26 protein-coding genes are annotated in these 25,997 nt (G+C 72.8%); 8 read left to right on the top strand and 18 right to left on the bottom strand.

What is annotated here, in order from left to right; all coding sequences use genetic code 11:
- Window positions 1-34 precede the first annotated feature (34 nt).
- From ABZ822_RS09135 to ABZ822_RS09095, 9 genes are all read right to left on the bottom strand, one after another.
- On the bottom strand, window positions 35-1,072 hold the full coding sequence (locus ABZ822_RS09135) for a glycoside hydrolase family 6 protein (RefSeq protein WP_360849314.1): 1,038 nt from the start codon (window positions 1,070-1,072) through the stop codon (window positions 35-37).
- Between the two features lie 240 nt (window positions 1,073-1,312).
- Entirely contained in the window at window positions 1,313-1,999 is a 687-nt protein-coding gene (locus ABZ822_RS09130) for a class F sortase (protein ID WP_360849311.1), read from the bottom strand.
- 15 nt (window positions 2,000-2,014) lie between these two features.
- Entirely contained in the window at window positions 2,015-2,776 is a 762-nt protein-coding gene (locus ABZ822_RS09125) for a hypothetical protein (protein ID WP_360849308.1), read from the bottom strand.
- A gap of 192 nt (window positions 2,777-2,968) precedes the next feature.
- A complete protein-coding gene (locus ABZ822_RS09120; protein ID WP_360849305.1) occupies window positions 2,969-3,748 on the bottom strand; it encodes an HAD-IIA family hydrolase in 780 nt (259 codons plus the stop codon).
- A gap of 163 nt (window positions 3,749-3,911) precedes the next feature.
- Window positions 3,912-4,667, bottom strand: coding sequence for a phosphonatase-like hydrolase (locus tag ABZ822_RS09115; RefSeq protein WP_360849302.1), 756 nt, complete (start codon window positions 4,665-4,667; stop codon window positions 3,912-3,914).
- Between the two features lie 5 nt (window positions 4,668-4,672).
- Window positions 4,673-5,791: a TIGR03364 family FAD-dependent oxidoreductase gene (locus tag ABZ822_RS09110; RefSeq protein ID WP_360849299.1), complete on the bottom strand. Its 1,119-nt coding sequence runs from the start codon at window positions 5,789-5,791 to the stop codon at window positions 4,673-4,675.
- 207 nt (window positions 5,792-5,998) lie between these two features.
- Window positions 5,999-6,787 (bottom strand): GntR family transcriptional regulator, encoded by a 789-nt coding sequence (locus ABZ822_RS09105; RefSeq protein ID WP_360849296.1) that lies wholly within the window; start codon window positions 6,785-6,787, stop codon window positions 5,999-6,001.
- Window positions 6,788-6,891: 104 nt separating this feature from the next.
- Window positions 6,892-7,791, bottom strand: coding sequence for a hypothetical protein (locus ABZ822_RS09100; protein ID WP_360849293.1), 900 nt, complete (start codon window positions 7,789-7,791; stop codon window positions 6,892-6,894).
- 133 nt (window positions 7,792-7,924) lie between these two features.
- Window positions 7,925-9,391, bottom strand: coding sequence for an ROK family transcriptional regulator (locus ABZ822_RS09095; RefSeq protein WP_360849290.1), 1,467 nt, complete (start codon window positions 9,389-9,391; stop codon window positions 7,925-7,927).
- Window positions 9,392-9,447: 56 nt separating this feature from the next.
- On the opposite strand from ABZ822_RS09095, the gene ABZ822_RS09090 reads away from it, so the two are divergent.
- Together ABZ822_RS09090 and ABZ822_RS09085 are read left to right on the top strand one after the other, a co-directional pair.
- Window positions 9,448-10,623: a Gfo/Idh/MocA family oxidoreductase gene (locus ABZ822_RS09090; protein WP_360849287.1), complete on the top strand. Its 1,176-nt coding sequence runs from the start codon at window positions 9,448-9,450 to the stop codon at window positions 10,621-10,623.
- A 179-nt stretch (window positions 10,624-10,802) separates the two neighbouring features.
- Entirely contained in the window at window positions 10,803-11,324 is a 522-nt protein-coding gene (locus ABZ822_RS09085; RefSeq protein WP_360850433.1) for a heme-degrading domain-containing protein, read from the top strand.
- 120 nt (window positions 11,325-11,444) lie between these two features.
- On the opposite strand, the gene ABZ822_RS09080 is transcribed toward ABZ822_RS09085, so the two are convergent.
- The 6 genes from ABZ822_RS09080 to ABZ822_RS09055 form a co-directional block, all read right to left on the bottom strand.
- Window positions 11,445-12,353 (bottom strand): fumarylacetoacetate hydrolase family protein, encoded by a 909-nt coding sequence (locus ABZ822_RS09080; protein ID WP_360849284.1) that lies wholly within the window; start codon window positions 12,351-12,353, stop codon window positions 11,445-11,447.
- Window positions 12,354-12,518: 165 nt separating this feature from the next.
- Window positions 12,519-13,445 (bottom strand): membrane protein insertase YidC, encoded by a 927-nt coding sequence (gene yidC / locus ABZ822_RS09075; RefSeq protein ID WP_360849281.1) that lies wholly within the window; start codon window positions 13,443-13,445, stop codon window positions 12,519-12,521.
- A 286-nt stretch (window positions 13,446-13,731) separates the two neighbouring features.
- Window positions 13,732-14,037, bottom strand: coding sequence for a DUF6412 domain-containing protein (locus tag ABZ822_RS09070; RefSeq protein ID WP_360849278.1), 306 nt, complete (start codon window positions 14,035-14,037; stop codon window positions 13,732-13,734).
- A gap of 99 nt (window positions 14,038-14,136) precedes the next feature.
- The gene (locus ABZ822_RS09065) at window positions 14,137-15,714 is read right to left on the bottom strand and encodes a sodium:solute symporter family protein (RefSeq protein ID WP_360849276.1); all 1,578 of its coding nucleotides are present in this window, start codon (window positions 15,712-15,714) and stop codon (window positions 14,137-14,139) included.
- Window positions 15,711-16,007, bottom strand: coding sequence for a DUF3311 domain-containing protein (locus tag ABZ822_RS09060; RefSeq protein WP_360849274.1), 297 nt, complete (start codon window positions 16,005-16,007; stop codon window positions 15,711-15,713). The genes ABZ822_RS09065 and ABZ822_RS09060 overlap by 4 nt, the downstream gene beginning before the upstream one ends.
- 66 nt (window positions 16,008-16,073) lie before the next feature.
- Window positions 16,074-16,820 carry a class E sortase gene (locus tag ABZ822_RS09055; RefSeq protein WP_360849271.1) on the bottom strand — a complete coding sequence of 249 codons (747 nt, stop codon included), beginning with the start codon at window positions 16,818-16,820 and terminating at the stop codon, window positions 16,074-16,076.
- A 241-nt stretch (window positions 16,821-17,061) separates the two neighbouring features.
- Here ABZ822_RS09055 and ABZ822_RS09050 point away from each other — a divergent pair, with 241 nt between their 5' ends.
- The 6 genes from ABZ822_RS09050 to ABZ822_RS09025 all read left to right on the top strand — a co-directional run bounded on the left by ABZ822_RS09050 (window position 17,062) and on the right by ABZ822_RS09025 (window position 22,854).
- The gene (locus ABZ822_RS09050; protein ID WP_360849268.1) at window positions 17,062-17,916 is read left to right on the top strand and encodes an arylamine N-acetyltransferase; all 855 of its coding nucleotides are present in this window, start codon (window positions 17,062-17,064) and stop codon (window positions 17,914-17,916) included.
- Window positions 17,917-18,040: 124 nt separating this feature from the next.
- Window positions 18,041-19,039, top strand: coding sequence for an SEC-C domain-containing protein (locus ABZ822_RS09045; RefSeq protein ID WP_360849265.1), 999 nt, complete (start codon window positions 18,041-18,043; stop codon window positions 19,037-19,039).
- Window positions 19,040-19,149: 110 nt separating this feature from the next.
- Window positions 19,150-19,554, top strand: coding sequence for a very short patch repair endonuclease (locus ABZ822_RS09040; protein WP_360850430.1), 405 nt, complete (start codon window positions 19,150-19,152; stop codon window positions 19,552-19,554).
- A gap of 157 nt (window positions 19,555-19,711) precedes the next feature.
- On the top strand, window positions 19,712-20,242 hold the full coding sequence (locus ABZ822_RS09035) for a nuclear transport factor 2 family protein (RefSeq protein ID WP_360849262.1): 531 nt from the start codon (window positions 19,712-19,714) through the stop codon (window positions 20,240-20,242).
- A gap of 194 nt (window positions 20,243-20,436) precedes the next feature.
- Complete coding sequence (locus tag ABZ822_RS09030; RefSeq protein WP_360849259.1) at window positions 20,437-21,645, top strand: serine hydrolase domain-containing protein; 1,209 nt, start codon at window positions 20,437-20,439, stop codon at window positions 21,643-21,645.
- Between the two features lie 210 nt (window positions 21,646-21,855).
- Window positions 21,856-22,854: a nitronate monooxygenase gene (locus ABZ822_RS09025; protein WP_360849256.1), complete on the top strand. Its 999-nt coding sequence runs from the start codon at window positions 21,856-21,858 to the stop codon at window positions 22,852-22,854.
- A gap of 199 nt (window positions 22,855-23,053) precedes the next feature.
- Here ABZ822_RS09025 and ugpC read toward each other — a convergent pair whose 3' ends face one another.
- From ugpC to ABZ822_RS09010, 3 genes are read right to left on the bottom strand one after another with little or no spacing between them, the layout of a single operon-like run.
- Complete coding sequence (gene ugpC / locus ABZ822_RS09020) at window positions 23,054-24,250, bottom strand: sn-glycerol-3-phosphate ABC transporter ATP-binding protein UgpC (RefSeq protein ID WP_360849253.1); 1,197 nt, start codon at window positions 24,248-24,250, stop codon at window positions 23,054-23,056.
- 12 nt (window positions 24,251-24,262) lie between these two features.
- Window positions 24,263-25,096, bottom strand: a complete 834-nt coding sequence (locus ABZ822_RS09015) for a carbohydrate ABC transporter permease (protein ID WP_360849250.1) — start codon at window positions 25,094-25,096, stop codon at window positions 24,263-24,265.
- Window positions 25,096-25,974, bottom strand: coding sequence for a sugar ABC transporter permease (locus ABZ822_RS09010; RefSeq protein ID WP_360850427.1), 879 nt, complete (start codon window positions 25,972-25,974; stop codon window positions 25,096-25,098). The genes ABZ822_RS09015 and ABZ822_RS09010 overlap by 1 nt, the downstream gene beginning before the upstream one ends.
- Window positions 25,975-25,997: the final 23 nt, after the last annotated feature.

Genomic DNA, 25,997 nt, shown 5'->3' with positions numbered 1-25,997 from the left:
GGTGCGGCTCCCGTTGCCGGGAGCCGCCACCCGCTCAGCTCTTCGCGTTACGGGCCAGGTCCAGCGCGTACTTGGGCCACCACTGGCCCGCCGCCGGACCGCCCTTGCAGTCGCCGTCGGACTCCCCCGGCCGCTTGATCCACAGGTAGGCGTCGATCAGCTTGTCGCCGGTCCGCGTCGTCGGCGGCTCGCCGAGCGCCCGGCCGGGCGGGTTGCACCACGCCTCGGGGTCGTCCTTCCCCGGTGCAGGGCCGTTGCCGTTGCGGCTGGTGTCGATCACGAACGGCTTGTTGCCGACCATCGCCGACAGCTTCTTGCCGTACGCCGTGTTCTCGTCCGTGGTCTGGTAGTTGGAGGTGTTGAGCGCGAAGCCGTCGGCCTTGTCGATGCCGGCGCGCTTCAGGGGCTCCACCATCCGGCCCGCGTCGGTGATCCAGTGCGGATTGCCCGCGTCCAGGTAGACCTTGGTGTCGGGCAGCGCCTTGAGCTTGGTCACGGCCTCGGACAGCAGGGCGTACCGCTCCTCGTGGAACTGCTGCGGTGTGCAGCCGTCCTCCACGTGCGGCAGCGCGTCCGGCTCCAGGACGACCGTGGTCTTCCGCTCGCCGATGCCGTTGATCGCCTTGCCGAGCCAGTCCCGGTACGCGTTCCCGTCCGCGGCGCCGCCCTTGGAGTACTGGCCGCAGTCGCGGTGCGGGATGTTGTAGAGCACCAGCAGCGCCTCACGGTCGGCCTTGGCGGCCGCCTCGGTGAAGCCGCGGGCCTGGCCCTCCGGGTCCTCGATGCCGATCCACTCGGCGGCGGGCTGCTCGGAGATCTTCTCGATCAGCTCGGCGTCCTCGTCGCGCCCGTCCTTGCGGTACGCCGCGGCCTGCTCGGCGGCGCTGCCGTCCGGGTTGACCCAGTACGGGGCCCGGGACTTGGGCTGCTGGGCGCCGCCGGCGCCCTCGTCCTCGTCCGAACTGCCGGAACAGGCCGAGAGGAGGAGCAGGGCTCCCGCCGCTGCCGCGGCCCCCGCCCTGAGCCGGGCGCGCGCACTCCCTTGCGCGTGGCCGGTACAACTGCCGTACATCCGCTCCCCCTTGGCTCCATTCTCCGGGGCGCGGTGACTCCGGCGACGGTTGCCGCGGGCCCCGGCCCCCATGGTCAAGACCGGTCGGCCCCCATGCTGACACACGGTGCGGCCCGGCCGGCCGACCGGCCGTGCTTCGTGAGAGGGCTGTGACAGCCCTCTCATGTCCGGCGGCCGCGCGCCCGCGCCGGCGCGGGGGCGCCCGGTCACGCGGCGGTCACCCCAGGGCGACGGGTCCGGCTAGACGCCCGTCGCCGTGTGCCCGCGTACCGCCGTCAGATACGCCGAGACGACGACGTTGGCGGAGTACGTGTGCCGCTTGGGGTCGTAGGTACCTCCGCAGGTGATCAGCCGGAGTTCGGCGCGGTGGCTCTTGCGCGGCCCGTACACCCGTCGCGGGTCGAAGCGGTCCTTGGTGACGACCTCGACGGCCTCGACCGTGAACTCCGCGACCGATCCGTCCTCCCGCGCCACGCTCACCCGCGCTCCCTCCTTGACCGAGGCGAGGCGGTGGAACACCGCGGGCGCGGTGTGGGTGTCGACGTGGCCCACGAGGAGGGCGGTGCCGACGGCCCCCGGTGTGGGGCCGCCGCGGTACCAACCCACCTCGCCCGGAGCGCTGTACGGGGGCGGGTCGACTGCCCCGTCCGCGTCGAGTCCGCGTTCGATGACGGGAGCCCGTACGCCCGCGGTGCGGATCTCCAGCCGCTCGGGGCGGGCGGGGGTCAGGGGCGCGTACGCCGCGGGGAGTTGCGGGCCGCCGGGGCGGCCCACGGCAGCCACGTCGCCCACGCCGGGGACCGTGATGCCGGGGCCATCGGTGATCACCCGGCCCCAGAACCAGAATCCGAGCAGCACCACGCCCCAGGTCAGAACGGTGATCAGGCCGCCGGCTCCGGCGCGGCCGGCGCGGCCACGGTCGGACACCGTGGTCCGCCCGCCTCAGTCGCCCGCCGTGTCCGCCCGGCGGCGGCGCACCGCGATCCCGGCGAAGGCGAGGGCGGCGCCGCCGGCGAGTCCGGCCGCGACGACGAAGTGGGCGAGGCCGGGGCCGTCCTCCTTCTCCGCGGCCGCGGGGGCCAGGACGGCGGTGCCGCCGCCTCCGGCCCGTACGGGCGCGGTCGGACTCTCGTGCGGGCTGCTGCTGTCGTGCGTGGCGACGATCGTGATCGTGGCCTTCACGCCGCAGTCGCAGGTGACCGAGTGCCGGCCCGGGGACGCGCTCGATTTGATCTTCGCCTCGCCGTAGAGACCGCCGCGGGAGTCCGAGGCGAGCCGGGCTTCGGTGACGAAGACCTCCGACCGCACGACGACCTTGGTGCCCTTGGTCTCCTTGAGCCCCTGGACGCGGATCTCGACCTCGGCACCGGGCGCCACGACGGACGGAGTGATCTTGAGGTTCTCGGAGGAGGACGGGGCGGAGCTGCTGCTCGTGCCGTCGTCCGCCTCGTCGCTCTCGCCGAACTCGTCGGAGAGCGAATCCGTCAGCGGGTCGGAGAGGGGATCGGACTCGAGGTCGGAGAGGGGATCGTCGGCCGTGGTGCCGGCACTGCTGCCTGCGGGTGTCTCGTCGAGCGGGTCGGTGTCGACGGCGTACGCGGGAAGCGCGACCGCCGAGCACAGGGCGGCAGCCGCGACGATCACGGCCGCGCGCCGGGGCAGGCGGAACGGACGGGTGAGCCGGGTGCGCGGGTCAGAGCCCATCGTTGAACCTCCTCACATTCAAGAAGGTTCACCTGCCGCCGGGTCCGGCGCACCCGCTGAGTGCCCGGATTGCTCCGTTCGGTGACGGCGCCCACCGGCTGCCGTACGGCAGTGGGCTCTTCGGCCGCCTCGCACGGACAGACGCGCGCGGGCTTCTTCGGCGTCGGCGTCGGCGTCGGCGTCGGCGGACCCTCAGATGCGCTCGACGAGATCCGCGATCGAGTCAACGACGGTCGACGGCCGGAACGGGAAGCGCTCGACCTCCTCCGGCTTCGTCAGCCCGGTGAGCACGAGGAAGGTCTCCATCCCCGCCTCCAGACCGGCCAGCACGTCGGTGTCCATCCGGTCGCCGATCATGGCGCTGGTCTCGGAGTGCGCGCCGATGGCGTTCAGCCCGGCCCGCATCATCAGCGGGTTCGGCTTGCCGACGAAGTACGGTTCGCGGCCGGTCGCCTTGGTGATCAGCGCCGCGACGGACCCGGTGGCGGGCAGGGCGCCCTCGGCGGAGGGGCCGGTCTCGTCCGGGTTGGTGGCGATGAACCGGGCGCCGTCGTTGATCAGGCGGATGGCCCGGGTCAGCGCCTCGAAGCTGTACGTACGGGTCTCGCCGAGCACCACGTAGTCCGGGTCGGCATCGGTGAGGACGTAGCCGATGTCGTGCAGAGCGGTCGTCAGCCCGGCCTCGCCGATGACGTACGCCGTGCCGCCCGGCCGCTGGTCGTCCAGGAACTGCGCGGTGGCCAGGGCCGAGGTCCAGATGTGGGCGACGGGCACGTCGAGCCCCATGCGGGACAGCCGGGCGTGCAGGTCGCGCGCGGTGTAGATGGAGTTGTTGGTCAGCACCAGGAACGGCTTGCCCGACTCGCGGAGCCGCTTGATGAAGGCGTCGGCACCCGGGATCGGGATGCCCTCGTGTATCAGGACGCCGTCCATGTCGGTGAGCCAGGATTCGATCGGCTTGCGCTCCGCCACTGAACTGATCTCCGCTCTCGGTGACCGGTGGTCCGGATTCGTAAGCCTAACGGGGGCGCGCCGCGGACGCCCCCGCCGTCCACGGCCCGGACAGCCCGGCCCGCAGCACGGCCAGGACGGCCGACGGAGCGGGCCGGACGGTCCGGATCACGCGGCGGTCATCTCACACCACCCCGGTCCCCGTGCCGTTCGCGGGCACGGCGCCGACGACCGCGGGCAACTGGGCCACGGAGTCCAGGACATGGGTCGCGCCGGCGGCGGCGAGCTGCTCGCGGGCGTGCGCCCCGGTGAGGACCCCGGCGACGACCGACGCACCGGCGCGGCGGCCCGTCAGCATGTCGTACGAGGTGTCGCCGCAGACCGCGATCTGCCGCACGTCGTCGGTGGCCGTGCGCAGCAGCGCGGTGAGCACCAGGTCCGGGTACGGGCGGCCGCGGCCCGCGTCGGCGGGGCAGAGCGTGAGGTCGGCGACGTCCTGCCAGCCGAGCGCACCGAGGATGCGGTCCTGGGTGGCGCGCGAGAAGCCGGTGGTGAGCGCGACCTTGATCCCGGACTCGCGCAGGGTGCCGATGGCGTCGGCCGCGCCCGGCAGCGGGGCGCAGTGCCCGTCGTCGACGAGGTCGTGGTACGCCTTCTCGAAGGCCGCGTTGGCCCGCTGGGCACGTTCCTCGTCGCCGAAGAGGTGGCGGAAGACGGAGATCTTGGACTCGCCCATCGTGGCGCGGACGTAGTCGAGTTGGGCGGAGTGCTCTTGCGATCCGGGCTCGACGCCGAGCTGTTCGGCTGCGGCGCCGAAGGCCCGCTCGACGAGTCCGCCGTCGGCGACGGTGGTGCCCGCCATGTCGAGGACGACGAGCCGGATGCCGGCGCCCGCCTCGGTGGTCGTGGTGTCGTGGTGCACGCCTGTGTTCTTGGTCATCTCTCCTACCAGCCCAGTTCGTCGGCGGTGGTCTCTGCGATCGCGGGGGCACAGGTCATGCCGCGGCCGCCCGGCCCGGTGACCAGCCACACCCCGTCCCGCACCTGCTGCCGGTGCACGACCCGCGTCGTGTCGGTGCACTGCGCGTACACCCCGGCCCAGCGGCGGCGGATCTTCGGCAGCGGGCGGCCGAGGATGCCCTCGACAACGCCGGTCAGATGCTCGTACGGGTCCTCGACGACGTCGAAGCCGAAGGGGTGCTCGTACTCGTGGGTGTCGCCGATGGTGAGGCCGCCGTCGCGGCGCTGGACCATCAGCAGTTGCATCCGGTGCGCCGCGGCGACCGGCGGCTGGGCCTGTGCGGCGGCCAGGGCGTCGAGCGCGTCGCCACCGTAGGCCGGGTAGTAGCGGAAGCTGTCGGCGTCGGCGACCGAGGTGGTCAGCTCCTCGCCGAGCGGGTCGGTCTGCATCATCTGCAGACGGACGCGGCGGACGGGCAGGTCGGGGACGAGTTCGCGGACGAGGCCGCCGAGCCACGCGCCGGTGCACAGGACGACGGAGTCGCCGGTGTGCACCTCGCCGTGGTCGTCGCGGACGGTGGAGGCGTCCACGTCCCGTACCTCGCGGCCACCGAGGAAGGTGTAGCGGCCGGACTTCAGCAGCTCGGCCTTCAACGCCCGTTGCGCGGTGCGGGGTTCGACGGCAGCGTCCCGCTCGCACCACAGCGCGGCGAGCATCTCGCCGCGCAGGGCCGGGTTGAGGGCGCGCGCCTCGTCGGGGCCGAGCAGCTTGTAGCCGCGGGCGGCGGCGTCGGGGCGCTGGAGTACGGCCCGGGCGACGGCGAGTTCGGCCTCGCCTGTGACCACGGTGAGGGAGCCGTTGGGGCGGAAGCCGAGGCCGGGAACGCGGTCGCCGATGCCCTCCCAGAGGGCGCGGGCGCGCAGCGCGGTCTCCAGCTCCTCCCCTCCGGCCCGTCCGCTGACCCAGACGAGACCGAAGTTGCGCAGGGAGGCCCCGCGGGCCTCGGTCTCGCGCTCGAGGTGGACGACCTCGTGGCCGCGCTCCACTGCGTGCCAGGCGTGCATGGTTCCCACCACGCCGGCTCCGACGACTATCAGTCGCATGCCGTTGACGCTCCTTGGATCGGGTGGCCCGGAAGAATCCGGTTGGCAACGCCATGGTGAACGGGCATTCAAATTTGGCCTAGACCCGTTATCTCTTCGTGATATGCGAGGGTGGAGTTCGAGGCGTTATGCCACATCTCTGGATGCAAACGGACCTGGACGATGGGCGCTGTACGGTTTTCGACCCGCTGCGGCCGCCGCGTCCCTTCAGTCCGTCATGCCGGGTCGCCCCGTGCCCAGCCCTTCCAGATGGGTCGTGAAGCTGAACCGGTCCCCCCGGTAGAGGGAGCGGACACGCTCCAGCGGCCGCCCCCCGGTGTCCCGGGACACGCGGTGGATCAGCAGCATCGGCAGCGCGGGCGGCGTCCCGATCAGCAGCGCCTCGCGCGGTGTGGCCAGAACCGTCTCCAGCCGCTCGTCCGCGTCGCCGAAGCCGATGCCGAGCCGGTCGCGGAGATAGACGTAGAAGGACGAGTCGGGGTCGAAGTCGCTGTCCAGCCGCGGCACGCGCGCCACCGTCACGTACGTGCTCTCCAGCCCGGTCCGCTCGTCGTCCGCGAGCAGTACCCGCTCCAAGTGCCATACGGCCTCGCCGCGTTCGAACCCGGTCTCCTCCGCGAGCCGGTCGGGGCAGGGGAATTGGTCGAGGCTGATCAGGGTACGGCCGGGGCGCCGGCCCTGGCGGCGGACCCCCTCGGTGTAGCTGGCCAGGGACAGCGGCTGCTCCAGCTTGGGCCCCGCGACGACCGTGCCGCGTCCGGCCCGCCGCAGCCGCCCCTCCAGCAGCAGTTCGCGCAGCGCCTGCCGTACGGTCTCGCGCGAGACCTCGTAGCGCACCGAGAGATCGCGCTCGGTGGGGAGGGATTCGCCCTCGCCCAACTCGTCGAGGAGGAGGACGAGCCGGGTCTTGACGGCGTAGTACTTCGGCACGCGCCCGTGCTCCGGAACGCCGGAACGGACGGGCGCGCCGGGCGCCTGGTCGTTGGGGTAGTCCACGGTGGGATGGTCCCAGACCGGCCGGGAGGTCGCGGACGGGGCACGTTCGCGGCGCGGTGCCTCACGTTCGCGGGCGCGGCGCGTCAGTTGACTGTGGCGGGCCGTCAGCGGGCGCGGCGGCGGGCGAGGGTCACGAGCACGGCACCGCCCACCACGCACACGCCCGCCACGATCCCGAGCAAGGTCAGGGCGGCGCGGCCGGTCCTGGCGAGGACGTCGGCCTCGCCGGGGGTCTGCGGACGCGGGTCGTTCGGCTGCCGCGCCCCGAGGCCGTCGGAGCGCCGGGACTCGTGCGTCACGCCCGCGCCGGACCCGTCGCGCGCCTGGTCCCGTCCGGACCCGCTCCCGTCACCGGCCGTGCCGTCGCTCCGCCCGGCGTCCGCCGCGCTCGCCTCGCCGTCACCGCGGATGTCGAACTCGTAGTCGTCGGACTCGCCGATCCAGTCTCCGTCGTCCTCCCGGCGCTGGACCGCCGCGACGTTCATACGGACGTGATCGCTCTTCGTGCCCTCGCCGAAGCCCATCCGCACCTTCACGGTGATCTTCTTGTGCGGCTCCACCTCGAACCCGTCGAAGCCGTCGCCCTCGAACACACCGATGTGCTCGCTCTCCTCGGTGGTCTCGAAGCTGACGGACCGCCAGTCACCCGCCCCGCCGTCGAAGAACTCCAGCCCGATCCGCTCCGTGGTGAGTGCGCGGTTGCGGTCGACGAGAACGGCGATGGGGTGGATGTTGCGGCACTCGGCGTCCGTGGTGTTGCGCAGATCCAGCTTCCACGTCGCCTTGCCGGCACCCGCCTCGTACGCCTTGCGACCGCCGCGGATCCGGGCCTCGAGAGGGAAGTCCTCGCTGTCCGGATCACCGCAGTACGGCTCCAGGGAGCGCTCACGCCCCGCGGGCGGCGCGGTGGGGTCCGCGGCGGCCGTGGCGGCGGGGAGGAGGACCATGACGGCGGGGGCGATCGCGGCCAGAACGGCCGCGGTTGCGGATGTACGCAGACGCATGAGGGACCTTCGTGGGGGCGGCGATCGGCTGCGCACCGGCTGACGAGCGGTGACGACCGGTGCCTGCAGGACCCTGCCACGCGGGCGCGCGTACGAGGGGCGCGGCGGGCGAGCGCGGCGGAATCCCCCTCGATCAGCGGACGGCGCGCTGATCCGATGGAGGGGCGGGGGCTCCGGACGGATCGCGCGGGGCGTACGCGGGTGGGTCGGCGCGGCCGAACAGGGGGGCCAGGACGAGTTGGGCGGCGCCGAGGACGACCGCCCGCTCCCCGTCGGGCACGACCGAGACCGGGACCGTACGGCCCGCGTCCGCGCCCTCACGTTCGGCGCGCTCGGCGACGACGGCCGCCACGCCCCGTACGAACATCGCGGCGTCGGCCACGGCGACGCGTCCGCCGAGCAGGACGCGGTCGATGTCGAGCAGCCCGACGAGGTTGGCGGCTCCCGTGCCGAGGACGCGCGCGGCGTGCTCGGTGTCGCCGCGCGCCACGGCGGCCAGGCACAGCGCCTCGACGCAGCCGCGGCCGCCGCACTCGCACGGCGGGCCGTCGAGCTGGATCACCTGGTGCCCGAACTCCCCTGCCGCGGTGCGGCTGCCGCGGTAGAGCCCGCCGCCGAGGACGAGCCCGGCTCCGAGGCCGGTCCCAACGTGGAGGTACGCGAACGAATCCCGCCCGCGGTCTGCGGGGGCAGCGCGGTCTGCGCGGTCTGCGCGGGCGGCACGGTCGGTCGTCCCGGCGCCGGACTCGGCTTCGGCGCGGGAGGCCTTCTCGGCGCCTTCCGCCGCCGGGGGGCTGTCCGCCGGATCGCCGTCGCCCGCCGGGGGCCCGTCACGCCTCAGGGCCACCCCCAGAGCCGCGGCGTTGGTGTCCTTGTCGAGGACGACCGGGAGGCCGAGCCGGGCGGCGAGGGCGTCGCGCAGCGGAAAGCCGTCCCACTGCGGCAGGCCGGTGACGCGGCCGAGCACGCCGCTGCGGTGGTCGAGCGGCCCGGGGCACGCGACGCCGACCCCGATGACGGGCCCGGGCGCGGGCAGTGGCACAGGACCGGACGACGAGCGGGGTGGGTTCTCACCGGAGGGCGCGGCCCCGGACCCGGAGGGCGCGGCCCCGGACCCGGACGACGTGGGCACGGACCCGGACGACGCCCCGGCCCCGCTTCCGTACGCCGCGCCCGACCCGTCCCGGAGCAGTTCCCGGACCTCGGCCACCGCCCGGCGCAGCACCTCCTCCTCGCCCGCGCCGAAGTCGAACGGCACGCTCCGCACAGCGAGCGGTTCGCCGGTCAGATCCGTGAGGACCGCCGTCAGCTCGTCCCGGTCAAGGTGCAGCCCGACCGCGGTGCGCGCGCCGCGCACCAGCCGCAGCACCGTGCGCGGCTTGCCGCCCGTCGAGGCGCGGCGGCCCGCCTCGGCGGCCAGGCCCGCCTGCCGCAACCGCGCCGTGATCTTGCTGACGGCCTGCGGGGTCAGCCCGGTGCGCTCGGCCAGCCCCAGGCGGCTGATGCCGCCCTCTCCGGCCGCGCGCAGCAGATCGAGCACGAGCGCGGCGTTGTGGCTGCGCAGTGCGGGCAGATTGGCCCCGGATTCACCCCTGTTCACGCGGCCATTCTCCCTGCTGCTTGCAGTTTGGCAACACCGTTGCTTAAGTGACACCCATGACACGCACCCCGGCAGGCACCCCCGCCACCAGCAGCACTCCAGGCACCCGCCCGGGCAGCGGCGCGAGCAGGCCCTTCCGTGTGGGACTCGTCGGCTACGGCCTGGCGGGCTCCGTGTTCCACGCCCCGCTCATCACCGCGACCGACGGCCTCGACCTCGACACCGTCGTCACCTCGGACCCGAAGCGCCGGGAGCAGGCACGGGCCGAGTTCCCCGACGTGCGGTTCGCGGATTCACCCGACGAGCTGTGGCCGCGCGCCGCCGGGGCCGGGGCGGGCCGTACGGGCGGGGACGACGCCCTCGACCTGATCGTGATCGCCTCCCCCAACCGCACCCACGTACCGATCGCCACGGCGGCCCTGCAGGCGGGCCTACCGGTCGTCGTGGACAAACCCGTCGCCGGGACCGCCGCCGAGGCACGCGCGCTGGCGGCCCTCGCCGACGAGCGCGGCCTGCTGCTGTCCGTCTTCCAGAACCGCCGCTGGGACGCCGACTTCCTCACCCTCCGCGCGCTGATCGCGGACGGCCGCCTGGGCACCGTCCAGCGCTTCGAGTCCCGTTTCGAGCGGTGGCGGCCGCAGCTCAAGGGCGGCTGGCGCGAGTCCGGCGACCCGACCGAGATCGGCGGCCTGCTCTACGACCTGGGGAGCCACCTCGCGGACCAGGCGCTGACGCTGTTCGGCGCGGCCGTCCGGGTGTACGCGGAGTCCGACGTCCGCCGCCCCGGCGCCGAGGCCGACGACGACACCTTCATCGCGATCACGCACGCGAACGGGGTCCGCTCGCACCTGTGGGCGAGCGCCACGGCCGCCCAACTCGGCCCCCGCTTCCGGGCCCTGGGCAGCGCTGCCGGCTATGTGAAGTACGGGCTCGACCCGCAGGAGGCCTCCCTCCGCGAGGGTCTGCGTCCCGCCCCCGGCTGGGGCGCGGAACCCGAGTCGCTGTGGGGACGCGTCGGCGCGGGCGAGTCTCCCCTGACCGGCGGCGGCACACCGGTGCCGACGGTCCCGGGCGACTACCCTGCCTATTACGCGGGCGTCGCCGCCGCCCTCCGCGACGGCACCCCACCGCCGGTGACGGCGTACGAGGCAGCGGCGGCCCTGGACGTGCTCGAGGCGGCCCGCGTCTCGGCGCGGGAAGGCCGTACGGTCACGATCGGAGGTGACGCCTGATGGCTCAGGCACCGTCGGATCGAGAGTCGGATCGAGAGGGTCGCGCGGCTGCCCCGGGCGCCGCGCCGCGGCCCGCGAGCACTCCGGGCGCGGGCGGATCTCCGGCCGACAGGAGCGGCACGGCAGGCGCGGGCGCACCGCCCGAGCACGCGCCGCCGCCGGGCGGCCCGAGCGCCCCGCTGGAGCCCGACGCGTCCGCCGATCCGCGCGAGGCGGCGGCGAAGCTCGTCCCGGAACTCGAAGCGCAGGAGCGGCGGCTCGTCCTGAAGTCCTTCACCCATGAGCACGCCTGGCACCTCGGCTCGATGCTGGTCGAACTGGCGCGGCTGCGCCACGCCCCGGTCGTCGTCGACATCCGGCGCGGCCGGCAGCAGCTCTTCCATTCCGCGCTGCCCCGCACCTCCGCGGACAACGACGCGTGGATCGAGCGCAAGCGGCGCGTGGTGGAGCGCTACGACGAGAGCTCGTACCTCGTCGGCATGCGGTTCCGCGCCAAGGGGACGACCTTCGAGGCGTCGTCGCGGCTGGACCCCGACCGGTACGCGGCGCACGGCGGCGCGTTCCCGCTCACCGTCGAAGGCGCGGGCATCATCGGCACCGTGACGGTCTCGGGCCTGCCGCAGGCCGAGGACCACGCACTCGTGGTGGAGGCGCTGGAACGCTTCATCGCAGCGGGCCGCATCGAGGCCGCCACGCACTGAGGGGCACGCGGCCCCACGCCCGTACGCGCGCACGCGCCACCCGTACGACCGCCGTAACGGGCGCACGGGTGGACGTACGGTGTCAGGCGTCGGCGTCGGGTTGGAGTGCCCGGGCGCGGGTCAGGCCGCCTTCAACTCCTGCCGCTGGCGGCCCAGTCCGTCGATCTCCAGCTCCACCACGTCGCCAGGACGCAGGTACGGCTTCGGGTCCGGGTGGCCGAGGGCCACGCCGGCCGGTGTGCCGGTGTTGATGACATCGCCGGGGTGGAGCGTCATGAACCGGCTGACATAGCGCACCACTTCGCCCACCGGGAAGATCTGGTCGGCGGTCGTGCCGTCCTGCTTGACCTCACCGTTCACGCGCAGCCGCAGCCGCAGCGCCTGCGGGTCGGCGATCTCGTCGGCGGTGACGAGCCAGGGGCCGAGCGGGTTGAACGTCTCACAGTTCTTCCCCTTGTCCCACTGGCCGCCGCGCTCGATCTGGAACTCCCGCTCGGAGACGTCGTGCGCGATCGTGTACCCCGCGACATGGGCCAGAGCGTCCTCGGCGGACTCCAGGTAGCGGGCCGTTCGGCCGATGACGACGGCCAGTTCGACCTCCCAGTCCGTCTTCACGCTGCCGCGCGGCACGAGCACCGCGTCGTCCGGGCCGACGACGGTGTCCGGCGCCTTCATGAAGACGATCGGCTCCGTGGGGATCCGCGCGCCCGTCTCGCGCGCGTGGTCGTGGTAGTTCAGCCCGATACAGACGATTTTCCCGATCCTGGCGACCGGCGGCCCGATCCGGAGCCCATCGGCCCTCCCGCCGCCGCTGTCGCCGCCCCCATCGCCGTCGCCGTTCCCGTCGCCCTGGAGCACCGGCAGTTCCCCGCTCTCGGCGGCGGACCGTACGCGCCCGAGGGCGGCCTCGTCCGCGAGCAGGTCACCGTCGATGTCCCGCACCAGTCCCGACAGGTCCCGAAGGCCGCCGTTACGGTCCAGCAGAGCCGGGCGTTCCGCTCCGGCCGTTCCGACTCGCAGCAGCTTCACGTCGCACTCCCGTGGTCGTGTGCCGCCCCGGCACGTCGCGAAGCCGCGCTCGCCGGAACGGCTCGGACGGCGGGTGCGGCCACCGGCCGAGGATGGTGTGATCCTCCAAGGCCGGTGACCGCTCCGCAAGCCCCGGTTCACGGAGTGGACCGGTGAGCCGTCAGGTCACGCCACGGTCGCCGGCCCAGCGGCCGCGCCAGCCCCGGACCGGTCGCCGGCCCCGCGGTGCAGCCAGGCCCTCTCCGCGGCCGACCAGGCCGTGGTCGTGGCCAGGTACAACCCGGCCGCGAGCGGCACGAACGCGGCGGCGACGAGCGTCCCGAAGGACAGCAGCGGCAGCACCTTGCCCAGGGCGGCGGGCACGGCCGTGCCGGCGTCACCCGCCGCGCCCCTCGCCGTACCGGAGGCCCCCGCCGCGCCCCTCGCCGCACCGGCCCCGGCCCTTCCGGCCGAGGTCCTGCCCGCCGCGGTCCTTCCTGTGCCCGCCGCGCCCCTGCCCGCCGGGGCCCTGCCGGCGCCCGTCCGTGCCGTCGGCCCACCCGCTGCCGCACCCGCCGTCGCCGCGGCGGCCGCCGTACTCTTGCGCGCCCGCAGACACGTCCAGGTGGCGACCCCGGCGATCACCGCGAACAGCCCCAGATACACCAGCCCCTGCCCACCGAACGGGCCTCCGTCCACGAGCGCGTCCGCCCACCGCCCGGCGAGCGGGGCCCCGAACAGCGCGTGGTCCAGGACGTCACCGCTGCCGTGCGCGAAGAGCCGGTACATCACGAAGAACACCGGCAGTTGTGCCAGCAGCGGCAGATACCCCGCGAGCGGCGAGGATCCCGTCTCCGCGAACAGATCGGCCATGGCACGCCGCAGCCGCTCCGGATCACGGCTGTGCTTGCGCTGCAGTTCGGCGATGCGCGGCGCCAGGGCAGCCCGCGCCTTCTCGCCCCGGACGGCCGCCCGCGCGAACGGGTGCAGCGCGAGCCGTACGCACAGGGTCAGCAGAACAATCGCCGCGGCGGTGGCCGTACCGCCGACGAGCGGATGGAGTTGATCGGCGAGGTGCGCGAGCAGCGCACCCAGGGAAGCGGTAAGAGACATGGTCGAGCCCTCCGGGGTCTCGTCGTGCCGGAATGTCGGACATCGGCATGACGAGCCACGCAGGTCCCGCTCCTGCTACCCCGCTCCTGCTACCCCGTACCTGCTTCTCCCCCGGCCGCTCAGCGCACCGGAAAGCCACACACCGGGACACACGAGGCGTCCCCCACCCGAGGTGCGCGGGATCGACAGGGATCACGCATCCGCAGGCAGCGCCATCACGCCGCCCCACACAGGCAGTTGAGGGAGTTCGGAGAACAGAGTTCAGAGATGAGGAAGGCCGGGAACCCTACGCGGCCGTCGGAAGGCGACGGCCGGGCGCTCGGGGCCGCGGACGCCCCGCCGCATCGGGATCTCGCTGCGGCAGGAAGGCCGTACGACGCTCCCGGTCCCGTATCGCCGTGCGTATGCGCCCCGGTGGGACGGCAGGGGCGACCGCGGCGGAGAGCACCGCGCGGCAGAGCAGCATCACGGCGGCGGTCGCCGCCGCCGCGGACAGTGCGGTCGCGAAGCCGCTCTCGGCGAGGAGCACCCCGAGCAGCAGGAAGAAGGTCATGACGGCCTGGGCGCGCCACCCGCGCACGGCACCGGACATCGGACGTCTCCCCCTCCCCGGTCTCACCGGCTCCCCTGGTCCCCGCATTCCGAAGCGCCCCGAACCTCGGAACCCCCCGGAATTCATCTGCTCGCGATCCTAACTCCCGCCACCGACAACCGGCAGGGGCGTGCTGTCCGGAAGCGCCTCCTCCGCGAGAACCTCCTCGTCAGGCCGCTGATCGACCGGTCTCGGCCCCGCGTACGTCACCCCGACCGCCACCACGAGATTCACCGCGAGCGCGACGATGCCGGCGTTCACCCCGCCGACCGGGTCGTTCCCGCTGAACACCAGCGCGCACACCACCGCGACGCCGAATGCCACACCGGCGACCGCCCCGGCGAGCGTCAACCGCCGCCACAGCAGCCCGAGAAGCACCATCGGCACGAGCTGCGCCATCCCCTCGTACGAGATCAGCGAGAGCCGTACGAGCGTGTTGGGCGCGACGTAGGTCAGGACCAGCGCGAGCGTCCCGGCCGCGACCACGACGACCTGCGCCGCCGTCTTCTCCCGGCCCGCCCTCTCCCCGACCACTCGTTCCGCGACCGCCGGCTCCGGGCCCGGCCTGTCCGCCGCCCCCGCTCCCCGCCGCCGGAGGAGAGGGAACACGCTGCGCCCCCACATCGTCCCGATGACCAGCATGAAGACCGCCATCGGCACGATCGACGACAGCGCGGCCGCGACCCCGATCACCCCGACCGCCCAGGCGGGCAGCGAGTCCACGACCAGCTTGAACAGGGCGAGGTTCGAGTCGGCTCCCGCCAGTTCCGGCACGACGAACAGCGCCGCCATGCCGAGCAGCATCGGCACGAAGAGGAGGACGTTGTAGCAGGGAAGCCAGATCGCGTTGCGCCGCAGGGCGTCGGCGCTCCTGGCACCCAGGTAGCCCGCGACGGTGGTCGGGAAGATGACGACGGTCAGGGCGTTGAGCAGGGAGGTGGTGACGAACCAGCCCTCCCCCAGCCCCGGGGAGTCGTGCCCGGGAAAGGTCAGCCAGGCGCCCCGCTCCTCGGCCAGCCTCGCGAACAGCTCCCCGTAGCCACCGAAGTAGTGGAGGGGGACGTAGACGGCGAGGAACCCGAGCGTGCCGATGACGAGCACGTCCTTGAGCACCGACACCCAGGCGCTGCCGCGCAGCCCGCTGACGACGACGAAGCCCGTGGTGACGAGGAACGCCAGGAAATAGGCCCAGTTGAGGCTGACGGCGCCGTAGGAGATCGTCGAGACGACGACGCCCATGCCCGTGATCTGGAGCTGGATGTACGGCAGCAGGAAGACGGTGGCGAGGACGGCGACCGCGGCGCCGAGCCACCGGCTGCCGAAACGGTGCGCCACGATGTCGGTGATGCCGACGAGCCCGTGCCTCCTGGCGTACGCCCAGAGCATCGGCCCGACGACGTAACCGGCCGCGTAGCCGCAGGACATGTAGGCGATCACGTAGAGGACGGGCGCGCCGTAGGTGTAGCCCCAGCCCGCGGCGCCGAGGTAGCTGAAGCTGGTGTAGCCCTCCCCCGCCATCAGCACCCAGATGAAGACGGCGCCCAGGCTGCGCCCGCCCACGGACCACTCCGCGAGCCCGCCGCCCGCGCCGCGTCCGCGTACCGCGAGCAGGCCGAGGGCGACCGTGAGGACCATGAAGACGCCGAGGATCGAGGTGGCGACGGCCGCGTCGCTCATCGCGCCTCACCGCCGCCTGGGCGCCCGGCACCGTTCGCCGCCGGGCTCTCTGCCGTCCGGCCCGCACTGCCCCTGCCTGTACGGCTCGTGCGACCCGCGCGCCCCGCTCGCCGGTCGCCGCGCCAGGCGAGCCAGACGGCGACGGGTGTCACGAGCGTCGCGCCCAGCAGCCAGACGAAGAGGAAGGGGAGGCCGAGGACGGCCGGCTCGGCGCGGTTCACGAAGGGCACGGCGCCGAGGAACAGCACGTACGGGACGAGCAGCCACAGCAGATGAGGGCGGTGAGTGAGCACGCCGCCCGACCCTACTCACCTCCCCCCGGCCGCCACGAGGTGCACGCCGCGGACCCGGCACCTGCATCACGAGGTGCGTGGCTCGGCGCTCTGCAGCCGTCCCCAGACGACGAGACGGTATTTGGACGTGTACTCGGGGGTGCAGGTGGTGAGGGTGATGTAGTACCCGCGCTCGTCGAACCCGTACTGCGGGCGCACCGAGCTGCGCGGCACCGCGCCGATCACGCTGCCGTCGGCGGCGGTGGTCTGCGGGAGGGTCTTCTCGACGCGATAGGTGAAGCGGGCCTCGCGCGTATCGACGCGTACGACGTCCCCCGGGCGGAGGCGGTTGATGTACCGGAACGGCTCGCCGTGCGTGTTGCGGTGCCCCGCGAGCGCGAAGTTCCCGGCTCCGCCGGGCTGAGCGGTCCCTGGGTAGTGGCCGACGTAACCGCGGTTGAGCACACCGGACTTGCTGATGCCCTGCGCGACGGGGGCGGTGACGCCGATGCGCGGTATGCGGAGGACCGCGTAGGCCTGGTCCCACCTGGGCGGCGCGGACCGGCCGCCTGACCGATCCGGCCCCGGCTCCGGTCCGTCCTGATCCGGAGACCGGGGCTCTTGGTCCTCCGGGGAAAGGCCCGCCTCCCGGTTCCCCGGTGCGCCGCCCCACTCCTCCTCCAGCGCCTGCACCTGCCGTTCGGCACCGGCGCGTGCCTCGCGGTTGGTCCACCAGAGCTGGTGGACGACGAGGAGCAGGACGAGGAGCCCGAGGGTGACGGCCACCTCGGCGGAACCCCAGAGGGCGCGGGCGAGGAGGAGCCGGGGGCTCAACTCCCGCTGCCATAAGGCCCGTCGGGCCGCTCGCCCTCGTACGGCGTCCGGCGCTCCGGCCTGTGTGCGCGCCGGAGCACGCCCGCTCGACCGTGTCCGCTCACGCACCGGCACACCACCTCCCGCCCTCGCGGCGGGCGCACAATAAGCCTTCCCTCTTCAAGCTTCAAGCGCTCCGGGCGTCGGGCCGCTGCCGGAGGGCGGCCGTCGCCGGATGTATCGGGTGCATAGGATTCACCTCGTGTTGAGCGCCACGCAGACCAGGCAGTACCTGCACCGGCTCGGGCTGCCCGGACATCCGGCGCCGTCGGTGGCCGGGCTGTCCGCCCTGCACCGGGCACACGTCGAGCACGTGCCCTACGAGACGCTGGAGATCCAGCTCGGCCGTCCGACGACCGTCGATCCCGTCGAGTCGGCCGACCGGATCCTGCGCGGCCGTGGCGGCTACTGCTACCACCTCAACGGCGCCTTCGCCGCGCTGCTGACCACGCTCGGGTACGAGGTGACCTGGCACGTCGCCGGGCTCCAGCCGGACCCGAGTACGCCCGCGGGCGCGAACGGCAACCACCTGGCACTGACGGTCCGCTGCGAGGGCGGCACCTGGTTCGCGGACGTCGGTCTGGCGGACGCCCTGCACGAGCCGATGCCGCTGCGGGAAGGGACCTACCGCCAGGGGCCGATGACATTCGGCCTGCGCCGTTCGGCCGCCGAACCGGAGGGGTGGCGGTTCGACCACGACCCCCGGGGCTCCTTCACGGGCATGGACTTCCGTACGGGGCCCGCAGGCCCGGCCGACTTCACCGAGCGGCATCAGTACCTCTCCACCTCTCCGGACTCGCCGTTCGCCGGCACGGCCCTGGTCTTCCGGCGGGACGCCGCGGGAGTGGACACCCTGCACGGCTGCGTCCTGAGCCGTACCGACGCGAACGGCCGGCACCGGAGTGAACTGACCACGGCCGAGGCGTGGTTCGCCGTTCTCGGCAGCCGCTTCGGGCTGTCCCTGGACGATCTCGGCCCGGCCGACCGCGACGCGTTGTGGCACAAGGTCCACGCGGCCCACCTGGCCTGGAGGACATCGGCCGCCCAGGCGTCGTAGATCCGCGCAGCGCCCAGGCGCCGGGCGGGACGATCAGCGGCCGCACGGGGCCGCGTGAGCACAGCCGTACGGAGCGTGGACACCACCGGGGACGTGCGCTCCCGTACGCAGTACGGTGTGCAGCATGCCGCCCGAGACCACCCCCGCCCACCACGCGTCCGAAGCCGAGCGCCTGGAGCGCATCGCGCTGAAGTTCCCGCAGGACGGCGAGCAGTTGCTGCTCCAGGCCGCCGCCCACTGGGAACTCGCCGACGAACGCCCCCGGGCCAGTGCCCTCTACGACCGGCTGCTCGCCGACAACCCCCGGAACCCGCTCCTGATCAAGGCGCTCAACGCCGCGAACCTCTGGGAACACGGCCACGAGGCGGAAGCGCGCGTCCTGATCGACGGCATCCGCACGGCGGCGCCGCGGGACCCGGCGCCGTGGGAGATCATCGCCGAGACCCTGGAGGCCCACGACGAGCTCCAGGCCGCCCACGACTGCTTCACGGCGGGGGCGACCCTGCTGATCGACGGCGAGGACGTCCCGTACGAAGCGGGTCTGCTGCTCACCGGCCGCCACCGCGTACGCCGTCTGCTGGGCAACCCCCACGACGCGTGGGACGCCCTCGCCGACAGCCGGCACTCCGGGGACATCCCGCTGGACGAACTCCACGACCCCAAGCGCCTGTGGGCGCTGGGCTCGGACGACCCCGCCGAACTGCGGGCCGAGATCGACCGCCTCCGCGCGGAACTCGGCGAACGCCGCGCGGCCCTCTCCCGCCCCTACCCGGTCGCCATACTCCACTGGCCGGAGGCGGAACTCACCGAACTCCTGGCGGCCTACCCGTCGTTGGCGTCCGAGTACCCCTCGCACGCGGAGCACCTGGCCGGCATAGAGTCCGCGCTGCGCGACCTCTCCTCGACGATGTCGAACCAGCCGTTCGGCATCGTCACGGGCACGGTCCCCTCGTACGAGGCCTTCGCGGCCGCGGAACAGACGACCCCGGACGCGGCCACCCTCCTCCCGGAGTACGCCACCAACCTGGCGGCCCGGGGCCGCGCCACGCCGTGGCCTCCGGCCCGCAACGCCCCGTGCTGGTGCGGCTCGGGACACGCGTACAGGGCGTGCCACGGGGCGTAGTCGGAAGCCTCCTGGCCCGAGCGCACCATCTGGCACCCGTGGTCCCGGATCTCACCGAGGACAATGGCCTCGTGCCCGTGATTCCCTCCTCACCGTCCGTATCTGCCCGGATGAGCCGCCAAGCCCGCAAGGACACGACCCCCGAGCTGGCGGTTCGGCGGCTCCTGCACGCCTCCGGGCGCCGGTATCGGCTCCATCGAAAGGTGCCCGGGCACCCGCGGCGGACGATCGACATCGCGTTTCCCGGCACAAAGATCGCAGTCTTTCTCGACGGCTGTTTCTGGCACGGGTGCCCGCAACATGCAACTCACCCGAAGGCGAACGCCGATTGGTGGAGAAGGAAGCTCGAGCGCAACATCGCTCGCGATCACGAGACCACGGAAAGTCTCACTTCCGAGGGGTGGACCGTTCTCCGGTTCTGGGAGCACGAGGACCCCTTGGCCGTTGCCGATCGCATCGCGAACGTTGTGGACGCGGCTCGGAACGACAAGGGGTCGAGGTCGTCCGACCTCTGACCCGAACCCCGCACGGAACACCAGGGGTTGGAGCAACCTCGGTCATGGGTGGCTTCGGGAGGGAGCGCCGTCGTCGGCGGGCGGCGTCCCTCGCCCGGATCTATCCTGGTGGGGCCGCATACGCGAGGGTCGGGGCCGTGACGCGAGGAGCGTTCCGATGGCCGAGCACGCCGCGATGGAGCGGATCTGGGAAGCCCATATGGCCGGCGAGTTCGTCGCGCAGGACGTCGAGGCCACCATGGGCACGATGTCCGGCGATCCCGCCGTGCTCCACGTGCCCACCGCCATGGGCGGGATCGGGTACGACGCCGTCAGGGACTTCTACGCACGCTGGTTCATCGGGCGTAACCCCGAGGACTTCACCGTGCGTTCCCTGTCCCGCACCGTGGGAGACCAGGGCATCGTGGACGAGATGATCGTGTCGTTCACGCACGACATCGAAGTTCCCTGGATCCTGCCGGGTGTCGCGCCCACAGGCCGGGCCGTGCGTGTGCCCGTCGTCGCCGTGGTCGGCTTCCAGGACACGGCCGTGGCCGGCGAGCACATCTACTGGGATCAGGCCGCCGTCCTCGTACAGACGCAGCTCCTGGGCGCCGGCACCGTACGGCACCTTCCCGTCATCGCCGTCCCCGAGGACGTGCTCGACGGCAAGGTGCCCCTCAACCGGCTCACGGAAAGCTGGCCCTGATCCCCGGCCCGGCCTGATCCCCGGCCCGGCCAAACCCCCAGCCCCGCCCGATCCCGCCCCTGGCCAGGTCCCAGCCCCAGTACCCCACGGCGGCGCCCTCCACCGATGAGTTCTCTCTCCCCGCGCCGTCTCCATCAGCGACAGCCGCCGCGTCCCGCGGCCGCCGACCCGTACGCCGGAGGAACGGAACGACCATGGCCGACGACCCACACCGCGACGAGCCCCCGCACACCGGCACCCCGCACGCCACCGCCCCCAGCGACCGGAGGAGGGACGTCCGCAAGAACGACGTCCGCGAGACCGACGTCCAGAAGCAGGTGCGGCACGCCATCGATCAGCTCGTCGACTCCGGCGCCGAACGCGGCGTCCAGGTCGCCGTGTTCCGCCACGGCGAGCTCGTCGTCGACGCCGTCGCCGGAGTCGCCGATCCCGCCACCGGCCGGGCCGTCACCTCCGGCACCCCGTTCCACAACTACTCCATCGGCAAAGGCGCGACGGCGACCGTGGCGCACGTGCTCGCCGAGCGCGGGCTCCTCTCGTACGACACACCCGTCGCCGAGCTGTGGCCGGAGTTCGGTGCCCACGGCAAGGGCGGGGTGACCGTACGGCACGTCCTGACGCACGCGGCCGGAGTGCCGGGGATCCCGCAGGACACCACGCCCGAGGACCTGTGCGACTGGGACCGCATGTGCGCCGCGCTCGCCGGCGCCGAGCTGTGGTGGGAGCCGGGGACCCGGGTCGGCTACCACGCGTACACCTTCGGCTACCTCGTCGGCGAGATCGTCCGCCGGGTCACCGGCAAGCCCGTCTCCCAGGTGCTCCGCGAGGAGGTGACGGCCCCGCTCGGAGTGGCCGACGAGCTCTGGTTCGGCGTGCCCGTCGCCGAGCACGCCCGCCTCGCGCCCCTCGAAGACGCGGAAGGCGGCGCGGAGTTGACGGCCGCGATGCCTGAGGACCTGCCGATGTTCAGGGCCGGTCCGCTGTCGCTCTTCCCGACCGCCGCCCTGGGCAACCGTACGGACGTCCTCGCCGCCGACATCCCCGCCGGTGCCAAGACCAGCGCCCGCGCCATCGCCCGCATGTACGCGGCGCTGCTCGGCGAGGTCGACGGGGTACGGCTGATCACCCCGGAGCGGCTGCGGGAGGTGACCTCGGAGGCGGCGAGCGGCGTCGACGCGGTGTTCGGCAATCCCTCCGCCTGGGGGCTCGGCTACGCGCTCGGCCGGCCCGGCTGCGCGGGTCCTGAGGCGGTGACGGCGTTCGGCATGGGCGGGGCCGGGGGCAGTTACGCGTACGGCGACACCGCGACGGGTATCGCGTTCGCCCTGACCAAGAACCGGCTCACGCAGGACTTCGACGCCGTGGGCCGGGTCAGCGAGCTGGTCAACGCCGCCCTCGCCTGACCTCCGCCGCCGCACCGGAATGCCACGTCCGCGCGCCGGGGTGATGATGGGAGTGGTCCCCGAGCCGCGGTCCACCCGGCCCGGCCCAGGACCCGCGGCCACCGCCGTGCACTCAGGGTCCAGCGAGCCGTGGCCCCGCACTCCGTACCCGCGAGGCGACGGGCACGGGGCGGACGCGCGACGCCCTCTGTGCCGCCGCCGGAGGTGCACATGCTGCACACCCCCGTCTGTGACCTGCTCGGCATCGACGCGCCTCTCATCTGCGCGCCCTTCGGCCCGTGGGAGGAGGTGGGCCTGGCGGCCGCCGTGTGCGAGGCGGGCGCCCTCGGCAGTCTCGGTACGGCCGTCAGGACCGTGCCCGCCCTCCAGGAGCAGTGGTCGGAGCTGCGCCGCTTCACCGACCGTCCGTTCGCGATCAACCACACGGCGCGACCGCTCGACGAGGACGCCTTCCAGGCGACCGTCGAGGCCCGTCCCGCGGCCATCTCCTTCCACCTGTCCGTCCCGGCCGACCTCATCGAGCGGGCCCACGAGGCGGGCATCCTCTGGATCCAGCAGGTGATGGATTCCGAGCAGGCCGCGCAGGCCATCGACGCCGGGGCCGACGTGCTGGTGGCGCAGGGCGGTGAGGCCGGCGGCCACGGCGGGGACGTGAGCACGATGGTGCTGGTGCCGCAGGTCGTCGACATGGCGGGTGATACGCCGGTGATCGCCGCCGGCGGGATCGCCGACGGGCGGGGGCTCGCGGCGGCGCTGACGCTCGGCGCCCAGGGGGCGGCCATGGGGACGCGCTTCCTCGCCTCGGCGGAGATGAGCGCGTCGGACGCGTGGAAGGACCGCATCGTCGCGGCGGACGCCCGCGACGCCGTCAAGGCGACCAACAGCGAACGGATCCTGCCCCCGTACACCGAGCCGGGCAGCTACGGCGTGCCGCGTTCGCTGCGCACCGCGCTCGTGGACACCCTGCGCGAACACCCCGACGAGGTCGACCCGGCCGATGCCGTACCGCGTCTGATGGAGGCGATACGGGGCGGGCGGGGCGACGAGTACCTGCCGTTCACGGGGCAGTCGGCGGGGCTCGTCCACGAGATCCTGCCGGCGGGCGAGATCGTGCGGAGGGTCGCCGAGGAGGCGGAGCACGTCCTCGCCGGGGAGGCGATCGCGCACGCCCTGGGTGTGCGCGCCCCCGGTGTGCCGGGCTCGCGCTGATCCCTGCCGGGCTCGCGCTGATCCCTGCCGGGCTCGCGCTGATCCCCGCCGGGCGGGCGCTGATCCCCGCCGGTTCGCTGATCCCCGCCGGGCGGGCGGCAGTTCGGGGACCGCCGGTCCTCGCCAAGGGCTGACGGGCGCGGCCGTTCCCGGCGCCGTTGACCGCCCACCGGCGAAACGAACCGCGGCTCCGCGGACGTCAGCTCCCGTCCCGGCGCTCCGGATGCGTCAGGTTGACCCCGGTCGCCGGGTCGAAGATGTGCGCCTTCGCCACGTTCACGCACAGCTCGATGCGCTCGCCCTCCCGCGCCCGCGTCGCCGCGTTGAGCCGGGTGACGATCTGGTGGCCGCGGGTGCCGGAGTCCTTGAGGCCGGAGTCCGTGGCGAGTTCCTCCAGTTCGTCGGTCATCGCCCGGTGGCCCTGCTCCTCGAAGTACACGTACGCGTCGGAGCCCACGGACTCCACGACGCCCACCGTGGTCGAGAACGTGTGGAAGGGGCCGCCGCGGCTGGTGTCCGCCAGCGCAACGTCCTCGAACTCCTCCGGCCGGAAGCCGACGATGAGGTCGCGGGGGGCGTTCTGCCGCTCCAGGGCCTGGCGGGTCCTCTCGTCCAGAGGGAGGTCGCCGAGGGAGGTGCGCAGGGCGCTCTCCTCCAGCGTGCCGTAGAGGAAGTTCATCGCGGGCGAGCCGATGAAGCCCGCCACGAAGAGGTTCTGCGGCTCGTCGTAGAGGTGCTGCGGGGTGCCGACCTGCTGGACGACGCCGCTGCGCAGCACCACGACGCGGTCGCCGAGCGTCATGGCCTCGGTCTGGTCGTGCGTCACGTACACGGTGGTCGTACGGAGGCGCTGCTGGAGCATGGAGATCTGGGTCCGCATCTGGACGCGGAGTTTGGCGTCGAGGTTGGACAGCGGCTCGTCCATGAGGAACGCCTTGGGGCTGCGGACGATCGCCCGCCCCATGGCCACGCGCTGCCGCTGGCCGCCGGAGAGGTTGGCGGGCTTGCGGTCCAGATGCTCCGTCAGATCGAGGATGCGGGCGGCCTCTTCGACCTTCTCGCGGATGGTGGCCTTGTCGGTCTTGGCCAGGCGCAGCGCGAAGCCCATGTTGTCCCGCACGCTCATGTGCGGGTAGAGGGCGTAGCTCTGGAAGACCATGGCGATGTCGCGGTCCTTGGGCGCCTTGTCGTTGACGATCTGGTCGCCGATCCGCAGGGTGCCCTCGGTGATGTCCTCCAGGCCCGCGATCATGTTGAGGGTGGTGGACTTGCCGCATCCGGAGGGGCCGACGAGGATCACGAACTCCCCGTCCTCGATGCGGAGGTTGACGTCGCGGACCGCCAGGGCACCGTCCGGGTACCGCTTGGTGATTCCTTCGAGAATGATCTCGGCCATCGGTTCAGCCCTTCAGCCCTTGACCGCCCCGGAGGTCAGTCCGGCGACGATGCGCCGCTGGAACAGCAGCACGAAGACGATGATCGGTACGGTGATCACCACGGCGGCCGCGGCGATCGATCCGGTGGGCTGCTGGAACTGCGAACTCCCCGTGAAGAACGCCAGGGACGCGGGCACGGTGCGCGCCGCCTCGGTGGAGGTCAGGGAGATCGCGAAGAGGAAGTCGTTCCAGCAGAAGATGAAGACGAGGATGGCGGTGGTGAAGACGCCGGGCGCGGCGAGCGGGGCGATGACCAGCCGGAAGGCCTGCGCGGGCGTGGCGCCGTCGACTTTCGCCGCCTTCTCCAGGTCCCAGGGGATCTCGCGGAAGAAGGCCGAGAGGGTGTAGATCGCCAGCGGCAGCGAGAAGGTCATGTACGGGATGATCAGCCCGGGCCAGGTGTCGAACAGGCCGAGGATCCGCTCGATGTTGAACAGCGGTGAGACCAGCGAGATCGGCGGGAACATCGCGATCAGCAGCGACATCCCGATCAGCAGCCGCTTGCCGGGGAAACGCAGCCGGGCCACCGCGTAGGCGGCCATGGTGCCGAGCGCCACGGCGATGGCGGTGGCGATGAGGGCGATGCCGATCGAGTTGATGAGGGCGCGGGTGAACTCGGAGGTGTCGAAGATGCCCCGGTAGTTCTCCCAGGTCCACTCCGACGGAATGAAGTTGCCGTCCGTGAGGGTGCTGGGCGCCTTGAACGACAGGGCGACGATCCACCACACGGGGAACAGCGCGTAGAGGACGACGACCAGGTTCACCACGGTCCAGGCGACCGCGTGCCGCTTGCCTGCCTCCGCCATCAGCGGTTCACCTCCGTGCCGGGTGCGGCCGTGCCGAAGAGCTTGATGAAGACGAACGCGATGATGGAGACGCAGATGAAGATCAGCACCGAGACCGCGGACCCGATGCCGAGGTTGAGCGCGGTGAAGAGGTTGTCGTAGCCGAGGATCGACAGGGACGCGGTGTCGTGGGCGCCGGCCGTCAGCACGTAGATGTTGTCGAAGATCCGGAAGGCGTCCAGGGTCCGGAACAGCAGCGCCACCAGGATCGCGGCCTTCATCAGCGGGATGGTGACGAGGAACAGCCGCTGCCAGACGCCCGCGCCGTCGACCATCGCGGCCCGCAGCGTCTCCTCGGGGACGAGCGCGAGCCCGGCGAGGAGCAGCAGCGCCATGAACGGGGTCGTCTTCCACACCTCGGCGAGGATGATCAGCCCGATGGCCTGCCACTGGTCGGTGAGCGGCGCGCTGCCCTCGGGGAGCAGCGCGGCGAGGTAGCCGGTGTCGGGTGTCCACGCGAACTGCCAGGAGAAGGCGCCGACGACCGTGACGATGCCGTACGGGACGAGGATGGCCGTACGGACCGTGCCGCGGCTGAAGATCGTGCGGTGCATGACGATCGCCAGCCCCATGCCGAGGACGAGTTCGATGGCGACGGAGACGGCGGTGACGAGGACGGTCACCCAGAACGCCTGCCACCAGAATCCGGAGGAGAGCACCGCCCCGTAGTTGCTCAGACCCACGAACTCGGCCATCGCGGGGAAGCGCAAGTCGTAGCGCTGGAAGGAGAGATAGACGGCGTAGGCGATCGGATAGGCCGTCACGGCGATCATGACGACGACGGCGGGGGAGCACAGCAGCCAGCCCAGGCGCCGCTCCTGGCGCGCTCCGGCGGACAGCGCGGCCGTGGCGTCCTTCGCGG

The organism is Streptomyces sp. NPDC047108, assembly GCF_040643575.1.
Lineage (GTDB): Bacteria > Actinomycetota > Actinomycetes > Streptomycetales > Streptomycetaceae > Streptomyces.
Note: the sequence above shows the minus strand (reverse complement) of the source record. Positions and strands in the feature narration are given on the sequence as shown.

Excerpts from the sequence above, each read along its gene's own strand:
- ABZ822_RS09100 (WP_360849293.1), bottom strand. The coding sequence starts at position 7,791 with ATGCGTCTGCGTACATCCGCAACCGCGGCCGTTCTGGCCGCGATCGCC.
- ABZ822_RS09015 (WP_360849250.1), bottom strand. The coding sequence starts at position 25,096 with ATGGCGGAGGCAGGCAAGCGGCACGCGGTCGCCTGGACCGTGGTGAAC.
- ABZ822_RS09110 (WP_360849299.1), bottom strand. The coding sequence starts at position 5,791 with ATGCGACTGATAGTCGTCGGAGCCGGCGTGGTGGGAACCATGCACGCC.
- ABZ822_RS09125 (WP_360849308.1), bottom strand. The coding sequence starts at position 2,776 with ATGGGCTCTGACCCGCGCACCCGGCTCACCCGTCCGTTCCGCCTGCCC.
- ABZ822_RS09090 (WP_360849287.1), top strand. The coding sequence starts at position 9,448 with ATGACACGCACCCCGGCAGGCACCCCCGCCACCAGCAGCACTCCAGGC.
- ugpC (WP_360849253.1), bottom strand. The coding sequence starts at position 24,250 with ATGGCCGAGATCATTCTCGAAGGAATCACCAAGCGGTACCCGGACGGT.
- ABZ822_RS09135 (WP_360849314.1), bottom strand. The coding sequence starts at position 1,072 with ATGTACGGCAGTTGTACCGGCCACGCGCAAGGGAGTGCGCGCGCCCGG.
- ABZ822_RS09070 (WP_360849278.1), bottom strand. The coding sequence starts at position 14,037 with ATGTCCGGTGCCGTGCGCGGGTGGCGCGCCCAGGCCGTCATGACCTTC.
- ABZ822_RS09025 (WP_360849256.1), top strand. The coding sequence starts at position 21,856 with ATGCTGCACACCCCCGTCTGTGACCTGCTCGGCATCGACGCGCCTCTC.
- ABZ822_RS09035 (WP_360849262.1), top strand. The coding sequence starts at position 19,712 with ATGGCCGAGCACGCCGCGATGGAGCGGATCTGGGAAGCCCATATGGCC.
- yidC (WP_360849281.1), bottom strand. The coding sequence starts at position 13,445 with ATGTCTCTTACCGCTTCCCTGGGTGCGCTGCTCGCGCACCTCGCCGAT.
- ABZ822_RS09115 (WP_360849302.1), bottom strand. The coding sequence starts at position 4,667 with ATGACCAAGAACACAGGCGTGCACCACGACACCACGACCACCGAGGCG.
- ABZ822_RS09045 (WP_360849265.1), top strand. The coding sequence starts at position 18,041 with ATGCCGCCCGAGACCACCCCCGCCCACCACGCGTCCGAAGCCGAGCGC.
- ABZ822_RS09030 (WP_360849259.1), top strand. The coding sequence starts at position 20,437 with ATGGCCGACGACCCACACCGCGACGAGCCCCCGCACACCGGCACCCCG.
- ABZ822_RS09040 (WP_360850430.1), top strand. The coding sequence starts at position 19,150 with ATGAGCCGCCAAGCCCGCAAGGACACGACCCCCGAGCTGGCGGTTCGG.
- ABZ822_RS09065 (WP_360849276.1), bottom strand. The coding sequence starts at position 15,714 with ATGAGCGACGCGGCCGTCGCCACCTCGATCCTCGGCGTCTTCATGGTC.